We start from the raw sequence: 8873 nt of genomic DNA, 5'->3' as shown, positions 1-8873 counted from the left end.
CTGATTGAGATCCGTGGCCTGGATGCTCAAGGAGGTTGCTGCATTGATGATGCTGCTGCGTGGGCCGGGATTGGTCACCACGGGCGGGGTCGGGGATGCAAAGGCATTGAGGTTTATCTCCCAGGAGAGCACTTCATGCGTGTTGGTGGAGCCGCCTGTCGCGCCGGTGAAACCCATCCAAGCGCTGGGACCGACGATGCTGGCGAGCTTCAGCGCGGTCTGGGTGAGGATGGGGGTGGCAGGCTTGGTGGTGCTGACGCCTTGGACGATGTAAACGCGCAGCGTGTCGGACGGGCCGTCGTAGTCCACCCAGAGCGTGTGGCTGGCGCCGTTCTCCATATCGAAGGAGGGTGTCGCAGTACTCAAGTGTGGCGAGACGACGCCGTTGGTGAGGATGCCGATGTGATTGGCATTGGGATCGGTGCCGCCGGTGTAGGTGTCGAGCTCGATGGCGAGGCTTTTCAGGATGCCTTCATAAGCTTCGCCGCCCCCTGCAGCGCCAAGTGCTGTAGCGGCGTTTCCTTGGAGCAGGAAGGTCATGCCGTCTGCGCCATCGCCGGCACCATTCATGCGGAAGACGAAGCGGCTGGAGAAAGAGGTGCCTTCGGAGACTGGAACGGGTGCGGTGAGGAAGGCGGAGCCGGCCTGATTGCCAGTGTTTGGCGTGAGCACGAGCACGCCATTGCTCACACTGGTGCTGCCATTGAGCTGCAGGCCGGCGGCTGAGGTGAAGGTGGCGAAGTTTTGACTGAGATTTGGTGGTGTGATGGTCCAGGTGAAGGTGGCGCTGGCGGTGGTGATGCCGTCAGTCACAGTGACGCGCGCGCTGCTGAAGGTGCCGGTGACGGTGGGTGTGCCGCTGATGACGCCGGTGCTGGTATTGATAGCAAGGCCGGCAGGCAAACCTGTGGCGGAGTAGGTCACAGCGCCATTGCCAGGAGCCACGCCGTACACCGCCAATGTTGCGGGTGCATTCACCGCGCTGAACTGGCTGCCGGGATTTGCCACGGTAACGCTTTGCGCCGGATCGACCTGCATGACTTTCGCGACGGAATAGGCTCCACTGGCCGTGACGCCAAAGAGCATCCAATAGCCCGGCGTCATCACGCTGAGATTGGCGTGGCCCTGCACGACGTAAACGCCGGGAGAGGTCTCGGTGAATGGCAGACTGAGGTAGCGCAGATCGGTATTCACCGAGTGGGTTTGCGATGACATCTTGATGAAGCTGAACTTGGTGATGCCGGGCGTGGCCTGCACGGCAAAGGTGGTGCCCACGCCGATATAGGAGGGTGCCTGGGTGATGACCGGGCGCGTGGCCAGACTGCCATCTGCATTGTACAGCATCGGCGGAGTGAAGAGCTGGCCATCACGGTGGTCAGCGCTGTTGCCCGAAAGGCCGCCACCGCCAGACCACACGCGACCATCTGGCAGCAGCAGTGCGAGGGAATGGTAATTGCGCGGCACACTCATCGGTGCGAGCTGGCGCCACTGGCGCGTGTTGGGATTCCACAGTTCGGGAATCAGCACGGAGCCTGTGTCATTGAACTTCAAGCCGGAGGTGTTGCCGCCGATGACGAGCACCTCGCCAGTGGGAAGGATGACTGAATTGGCAAACTGGCGGGTGTAGGACATGGAGGGCGCGCTGGCCACCACGGGAGTGCCGGTGCGGATGTCGATGGTGAAGGCAAGGTTTGTGCTCGTACCCGTGGAACTGTCGCTTGCGTTGGGTGTGGTGCTTGCTGATCCGCCAGCCACCAAGATGCGTCCTTCATCATACAGGGCAAAGCTGCCTTCCTTGGGGTAGTGCGCTCCGGGCACATTGACACCGGAATAGGTCAAGCTGCCGGTGCCTGTGGCCGTGAGCCAGTTCATCTGGTCTGTGGGGCCACCGTGAAACAGACGACCATCAGGTGCGACAACGATGAGTGGATGCCAGCGCGTGACGTAGCCTGGCAAAGCAACCTGCGTGGCCCAGTTGATGCCGCTCAGGCGCGACCATCCGCCAGCAGCGGACCAGCGTTCTGCGGTATTGGTGCCGCCGTCTCCCGTCACGGTGAAGACACTGCCATCCGTCAAAGCCACGCTCGTATTGTACCAGCGGCCGTCGTTCATGTTGGGCAGAGCGGTCCACTGATTGGTGCGCCAGTCGAACACGCTGCTCAGCTTGGTGGTGTTGCGTCCGCCATTGATGATCACCCGCCCGTCCGGGAGCATGGAGGTACCGCCGCAGAACATGTCGTGACGCGTGTTGTTGATCTCGGTGAAGACGCCGGTGGCTGGATTCCACACGGCGGCATAGGTGAACTCCGCACCTACCGGAAAGGTGGTGCGCTGGTTTGAGGCAAAGGTCAGCAAGCGCCCGTCCGGCAGGGTGGCGGCAGTCACGGGAATGTGAGGCGTCCAGGAGATGACGCTGCCCCATTCTCCCTGTGAAATGCGATTCGTCAGCACCGTGGCAGCGGGTGCCAGAAGGGTAAAGGCGGGAGCCAGCGCTTGGGCTTCGGCAAAAAGCTGGTCACTCAGACCGTGATCATCTTCACCCGCGCGAAGAGAGCTAAAGCTCGAACTCGAGAAAAGCAGGAAAAGGGCAGAGCGAGCCAGGGAGCGAAAAAGTGAAGGTCGCACCGCCTGCTTTTTTACTTTTGTTGGAATATTCATAAGCCTGAGTCGCATATTTTAGAATATTTATCGAAAAAAGTAGCTTTTTAAAGCATTATTTACTGTTTTCTATAATTTTGATATCCGCGCATCCAACCCACTGATTTTCAAGGAACGGCTTCATTCCCCCAGCCCGCTCCTTGCTACTCCCCCCTTTCTCATCCATAGACCCAGCCCTTTTATGTCACGCACGTACAACCTCGCAGTCCTCCCCGGAGACGGTATCGGCCCTGAAGTCATGGCCGAGGCGCTCAAAGTCCTCGACGCCGTAGCAGCCCGCTCTGGCCTTCAATTTAACTACAACCATCAGCTTGTCGGTGGTGCAGCCATTGACGCCGTGGGCAAGGCTCTGCCTGCCGAAACCATCGCAGCGTGTGAAGCGAGTGACGCCATCCTGTTTGGCTCGGTCGGTGGGCCTAAATGGGAAAAGCTGCCGCCCAATGAGCAGCCTGAGCGTGGTGCGCTGCTGCCTTTGCGCAAGCACTTTGGCCTTTTTGCCAATCTGCGCCCGGGGATCTGCTACCCTGCCCTGACGTCTTCCTCGCCAATCCGTGCGGATTTGGTGGAAGGTGGATTTGATGTACTCTGTGTCCGCGAACTGACTGGTGGCATGTATTTCGGCCAGCCGAAGAGCCGTACGACGCTGCCGGATGGCGACATCGAAGTGATCGACACGATGGTTTATAAGAAGAGCGAGATCGTGCGGATCGGCCATGTAGCCTTCAAGGCGGCGCAACTGCGCAGCAAGCATGTAACGAGCGTGGACAAGGCCAACGTGCTGACCAATTCCGTGCTCTGGCGCGAAACGATGGTGGAAGTAGCCAAGGAGTATCCGGATGTGACGCTGGCCCACCTCTATGTGGACAACGCCGCGATGCAGCTGATCAAGGCTCCGCGCAGCTTTGACGTGCTGGTGACGGAAAACCTTTTTGGTGACATCCTCAGCGATGAGATGGCGATGATCGCCGGCTCGCTGGGCATGCTGGCGAGCGCCAGCCTGGGCAAGCCGAAGGGTGATGGCCTTTACTTCGGTCTGTTTGAGCCTTCCGGCGGCACCGCCCCGGACATCGCGGGCATGGGGATTGCGAATCCGATCGCGCAGATTCTTTCGGTGGCGCTGCTGCTGCGTTTCTCGCTTGGGCTGGAAGCCGAGGCGGCGAGCATTGAGTCGGCGGTGAAGAAGGTCATCGACAGTGGTTTGCGCACTGGTGACATCTTCAGCGGTGCTCCGGGCACGAAGAAGGTGAATACGAAGGAGATTGGCGAAGCGATTATTGCAGCGCTGTGATCTGACTTTAATGCCAAAGCTGATTCACTCGAAACGATAGCCCGCACCGCGCACAGTGGTGATGATTTTCGGTTCGAGTGGATCTTGCTCGATTTTTCGCCGGAGCAGTGAGATGTGCTGGTCGAGTGCGCGGCTATTGGGAAAGAAATCGATGCCCCAGGCTTCGTCGCAGATGGTGTTGCGATCCACGACCTGGCCGCGGCGCTCGTGGAAGATGCGGAGGACTTTCACGTCGCGTGCCATCAGCTTGATGGCATTCTCGCCACGATAGGCGCGCAGTTCGGTGGGCACGACGCGCAGGTCGTGCATTTCGAAGGACTGCTGATTTGCGGGTGATTCCAGCAGCCATGCACAGCGCCTGACAATGGCGGCAATGCGAGCGAGCAATTCGGGCACACCGAAGGGCTTGCTCAGGAAATCATCCGCGCCGAGTTCGAGACCGAGAACGCGGTCCACCTCCTCGGACTTGGCGCTCAGGAAGAGCACGGGGACGCGTTTGTCCACCTTGCGAATGGCGCGGCAGACATCGTAGCCGCTCATTTTTGGCATCATGATGTCGAGGCAGACGATGTCTGGCTCGTCGTTTTGAAAGGCTTCGAGGGCCAGCCTACCGTCTGCAGCCGTGGTCACATGATGACCGGCGCGAACCAAGGCGAGGCGCAGGCCTTCACGCGTGCGGGCATCGTCTTCAGCGATCAAGATATTCATGCGGCAGGAGTGGCGTTCGAGGTTGTTTCCAACAAAGGCAGGCTGAGCACGAAACAAGCGCCGCGCTCGATTTCAACCACGTCGAGAGTGCCGCCTTGAGCCACTGCAAGAGCGCGTGCGATGCTCAGGCCCAGACCTGTGCCTGACACGCCTTCGGTGAGATCGTTTCTTGACCGATAAAAGGCGTCAAACACATGCGGGAGTTCCTGCTTTGGAATGCCGGGACCGTCATCCTGAACACGCAACTCCACGCGACCATTCTGCGCGCTGATTTTGATCTCCACATGGGTGGCAGAGGCCGCGTATTTTTCGACGTTGGAAAGCATGTTGCCGAAGATCTGCTCGACAGCGTCCGCGTCGAAACATGCTGGCTTATTGAGGGTGTTTTCAATGGTGATGGCGATGTTCTTGCGTGCCAACAACGGGCGCCAAATTTCCACAGCACGTCCGACCACTGCGCCTAGATCACCCGAGGTCGGATGAAGATCGAGGGCTCTCTTTTCATGCCGCGCAAAGGTCAGCACGTTATGAATCATCCGGCTAAGGCGACTGGTTTCCTCCTCCACGACATCCAGCAATGAATTGCCCTCCACGCCTGCTGACTCGCGAGCCAGATCCACGTAGAGGCGGATGTTGGTCAGCGGGGTCTTGAGTTCATGCGAGACTTGATTGACGAAGCTGACGCGTTGAGAAGCTTCGCGCAGATCGCGCTGGTAACTGAAGCAGAGGAGAAGTCCTACAGAGGCAAACAAGGCACCGATGCCGCCGAAGCCTAACAGATAGGACCATCCGTCTGGACCTTGTGTTGAGTCTGGTGCTGCAAAAAACTGCCAGTGCCAGTGCTGCATGGGGACCGCACTTGGGAGTGTGGCCAGAGCAGGCACGTCTGACTCGGGATGGAAACTGCCTTGCTGCAGCCATATCTCGCCGTCTGCGGAGACCAGGCGGACACAACCTGAAACATTGGCAGCCTTTAAGCCACCAACCAAGCGGCTTAGGAAGGCCATGCGTTCTATTTCGATGCCGGTGACGGATTCATCTGTGTTGCGCTGCCAGTACAACCAATGCGGGCCGTCCTGATGATACCACGTATGCCAGCCATGAGTTGCGGCAGCTTTCGCACTGGATTGACCGTTTGTTTCATCCTGGCGCTGAGCGCCGAGCAAGGAGCCGCGACTCCAAATCGAAGCCGTGCGCTGCAAAAACTCCCGGTCGTCATCGGACAACTGATCGGGAGTGAGAGGATCAGGACTTTTGAGTTTGCCGGATTTTCCCACCAGGAATGCCGCTCTGATCAAGGGTTGCTTGGAGGACGCGTTGCGCAGGGCCGTCTGATCGCTGCCGATGGAATTCAACAAGTCGTGCGAGCGCACTTCCATTGAATGAATCACATCGCTCAAACTTTGCTGCCGCACCTGCAGTTCCTGCATGGCCTGAGCTTTTTGCCGCAACTGCCAGTCGGCCGATTCCCTCTGCCAGAAGAGCCGTCCCAGCCATCCGACCAGCCCCAGTGGGAGCACCACCAAGGCCAAGAGCAGGATGACAAGACGGCTTCTCATGTGGCAACGGAAATCGGGATCACCTCCCTCCGGAAGATTTGAGGATGATGGTGCCGCTGGAGGACTGAGGCATGCTCATGATGATGGTGGCGGGAGGAGCCCCCAGTTTGATATTCAGCTCCGAAGGCTGGGAAGGGCGATTGAACATGTTTTCCAATGACGGCACATTGACCGCTTGTCCGCCATTCAAGTCATTGACATTTGAAGCGTTATTGGCTGACCCATTCTGCGTCATTGTTAAGTTGGCCATGGTCTGACCGGCGTTTCGGTAAGTCTGCCATGAGCTGCTCGTGGTGTTGAGACCGAGTGTGACGTTGGCATTTCCCTGAATGTACAAATCAGGTGAGCGGTACTTCTGCCCAAGCATCTGCAAGGTGCCGGCATTTTCGAGGAAGACCTTCTCCGCCTCCTTGGTCTTTCCTTCGTCAGTGAGCTTCACGGCGATCATCTGTTTCTCCACACCAATTTGTTTCGCCACCTCCACCAGAATGGGTGTGCTGGCGGAAAACTCCACCGCCCTGTCATCGGTCACCCGTGTTGCCAGGCTGTGAGCAACCACTTGTTTCGGTGCGCTCGCGTCATTGCGGCGATAGCTCACCTCCACGTCGCCGATGAGCTGAGGGACGCTGCCTGTGCCAGCGGGCACATCCACCTCAAGCAGCACGTATTTCTCCTGCCCTGCCCGAAGCTGGTTCATGGCAACCTCCACGGTGCTGCCGCGGATGCTGGCGTCACGCCCCAGCACACGCACTGGACGCACGCCTTCGGGACAGGTGATTTTCACCTGCATCTCCTGCGCGACGACGGAGAGGATGTCGCCGAATTCCTCGGTGAAGACGGCGGCAAGTTCACCGGGTTCTTTGATGAAGGCGTGATTGCCGTCGCTGTGTTGTGCGAGTTGCGCGAGGAGCTTTTCATTGTAGTCCAGACCGAGGCCGAGGGTCGTGACGGAGATGCTTTCTTTCGCCAGGGAGACACCGTAGCGCCCCATTTCATCTGCTGATGAAGGGCCGATGTTGGCCATGCCGTCTGAGAGGAGCACAATGCGATTCACCATCTGCGGTGTCTTGAACTTGCGCAGTTCTTCCGCCGCCCGGCTGACACCGGCAAACAAGGCGGTGCGGCCACGCGGGGTGATCTTCTGAATGGCCGCCACGATGTCATCGCGATTCGTCATCTTGGTAGCTGGCACGACGGATTCCGCGCCATCGTCAAAAGTCACGACTGACACAATGTCGTCGCCACCCAGGCGTTGCAGGGCTTCCACGGCTGCCTGGCGCGCATGTTCCATTTTGGGTCCGGACATCGATCCCGAGCGGTCCAGCACGATGGTGACATTCACCGGCGGTCTTGCGGGTTTTTCCTTTTGCTGCAGCCCGACCAGTCCGACTTTCAAATAGGTCTTGTACTGCTTTTGAGCCGGGATCTTGGGATGCGCGAGATCGACGCGCACTTCGACAGGATCGGCGGCTGATGCGGGAGCGACCAGCAGGCCGCCCGCGCATAGGATGGAGAGAATGAACTGCGTTTTCATGGATGATGCGATGAGTTGATGGTTTGAGTTGGAAGACAAACCACCCTGCCCGGAGCACGGAATCCTGAGTCAACGCACCGTGACATCTCTGTAACGTTTCGGTAACGATTTTACCACGAACACTCAGCCTTTGTCATCATCCATTCCATCCTCCAAACATTGGCAGTTGACCATGCCGTGTACCGAACTGGCTTCGCTGTTTTGTCGAGCATGGGCTCTTCGTTCGTTTGGGGCGAGGCGAGAGCGCTGATCGACGGACAGGAGTGTCCATCGTACTATCCGTTCACCACATTGACCGGTTTGCCAGCGAGGAAGGCTTGCAGGTTTGCGGCGGTGATGTCGATGAGGCGGGCGCGGGATTCGCGGCTGGCCCAGGCGACGTGGGGGGTGATGAGGCAGTTTTTAGCGGTGAGGAGCGGGTTTTCGGCCTTGGCGGGTTCGACGGAAAGGACGTCGAGTCCGGCGCCGGCGATGCGGCCTTCGTTGAGGGCTTTGGCCAGGGCGGGTTCGTCGACAAGAGGGCCGCGACCGGTGTTGATGATCATGGCTTCGCGTTTCATCAGATTGAGCGAGCGCTCGCCGACGAGATGCTTGGTGGCATCGGTCAGCGGGCAGTGAAGGCTGATGACGTCGGACAGGCGGAAGATGTCGTCGATTTCGGCGGCTTCGACACCGGCGGGAGGGGCTTCTTTCCAGGTGCGCTTAGAGGCGAGGACCTTCATGCCAAAGGCGACGGCGATGCGCGCCACGGCGCTGCCGATTTCGCCGTAGCCGATGATGCCGAGGGTGCGGCCGGAGAGCTCGATGATGGGGTGATCCCAGTAGGCGAAATCGGGGCACTTGACCCAGCCGCCGGCTTCCACGCTCTTTGATGCGTGGCCGACGTGATTGGTCATTTCCAGCATGAGTGCGATGACATGCTGCGCGACGGCGGGGGTGCTGTAGCCGGGGACATTTGTGACCACGATGCCGTGCTCTTTGGCTGCGACGACATCGACGATGTTGAAGCCGGTGGCGGTGACGCCAATGTATTTCAAATCTGGCAGCGCGGCGATGATTTCGCGTGTGAGCGGTGCTTTGTTGGTGATGACGATCTTGGCTCCGGCGCAGCGGGCGACGGTTTGAT

The 8873-nt window shown here is 59.0% G+C and carries 6 protein-coding genes; 1 reads left to right on the top strand and 5 read right to left on the bottom strand.

The window, feature by feature from the left end; all coding sequences use genetic code 11:
- On the bottom strand, window positions 1-2385 hold a 2385-nt coding region (locus ACIREA_RS20120; RefSeq protein ID WP_397384135.1), incomplete at its 3' end, for a galactose oxidase-like domain-containing protein.
- A 454-nt stretch (window positions 2386-2839) separates the two neighbouring features.
- On the opposite strand from ACIREA_RS20120, the gene leuB reads away from it, so the two are divergent.
- On the top strand, window positions 2840-3946 hold the full coding sequence (gene leuB, locus ACIREA_RS20115) for a 3-isopropylmalate dehydrogenase (RefSeq protein ID WP_397384134.1): 1107 nt from the start codon (window positions 2840-2842) through the stop codon (window positions 3944-3946).
- Window positions 3947-3970: 24 nt separating this feature from the next.
- Here leuB and ACIREA_RS20110 read toward each other — a convergent pair whose 3' ends face one another.
- From ACIREA_RS20110 to ACIREA_RS20095, 4 genes are all read right to left on the bottom strand, one after another.
- Window positions 3971-4654 (bottom strand): response regulator transcription factor, encoded by a 684-nt coding sequence (locus ACIREA_RS20110; protein WP_397384133.1) that lies wholly within the window; start codon window positions 4652-4654, stop codon window positions 3971-3973.
- Window positions 4651-6213, bottom strand: coding sequence for a sensor histidine kinase (locus ACIREA_RS20105; RefSeq protein WP_397384132.1), 1563 nt, complete (start codon window positions 6211-6213; stop codon window positions 4651-4653). The genes ACIREA_RS20110 and ACIREA_RS20105 overlap by 4 nt, the downstream gene beginning before the upstream one ends.
- A gap of 19 nt (window positions 6214-6232) precedes the next feature.
- On the bottom strand, window positions 6233-7747 hold the full coding sequence (locus ACIREA_RS20100) for a VWA domain-containing protein (RefSeq protein WP_397384131.1): 1515 nt from the start codon (window positions 7745-7747) through the stop codon (window positions 6233-6235).
- Window positions 7748-8022: 275 nt separating this feature from the next.
- Window positions 8023-8873: D-2-hydroxyacid dehydrogenase (locus tag ACIREA_RS20095; protein ID WP_397384130.1), on the bottom strand; the 851-nt coding region annotated here is incomplete at its 5' end.

Source organism: Prosthecobacter sp., from assembly GCF_044373815.1.
Lineage (GTDB): Bacteria > Verrucomicrobiota > Verrucomicrobiia > Verrucomicrobiales > Verrucomicrobiaceae > Prosthecobacter.
Note: the sequence above shows the minus strand (reverse complement) of the source record. Positions and strands in the feature narration are given on the sequence as shown.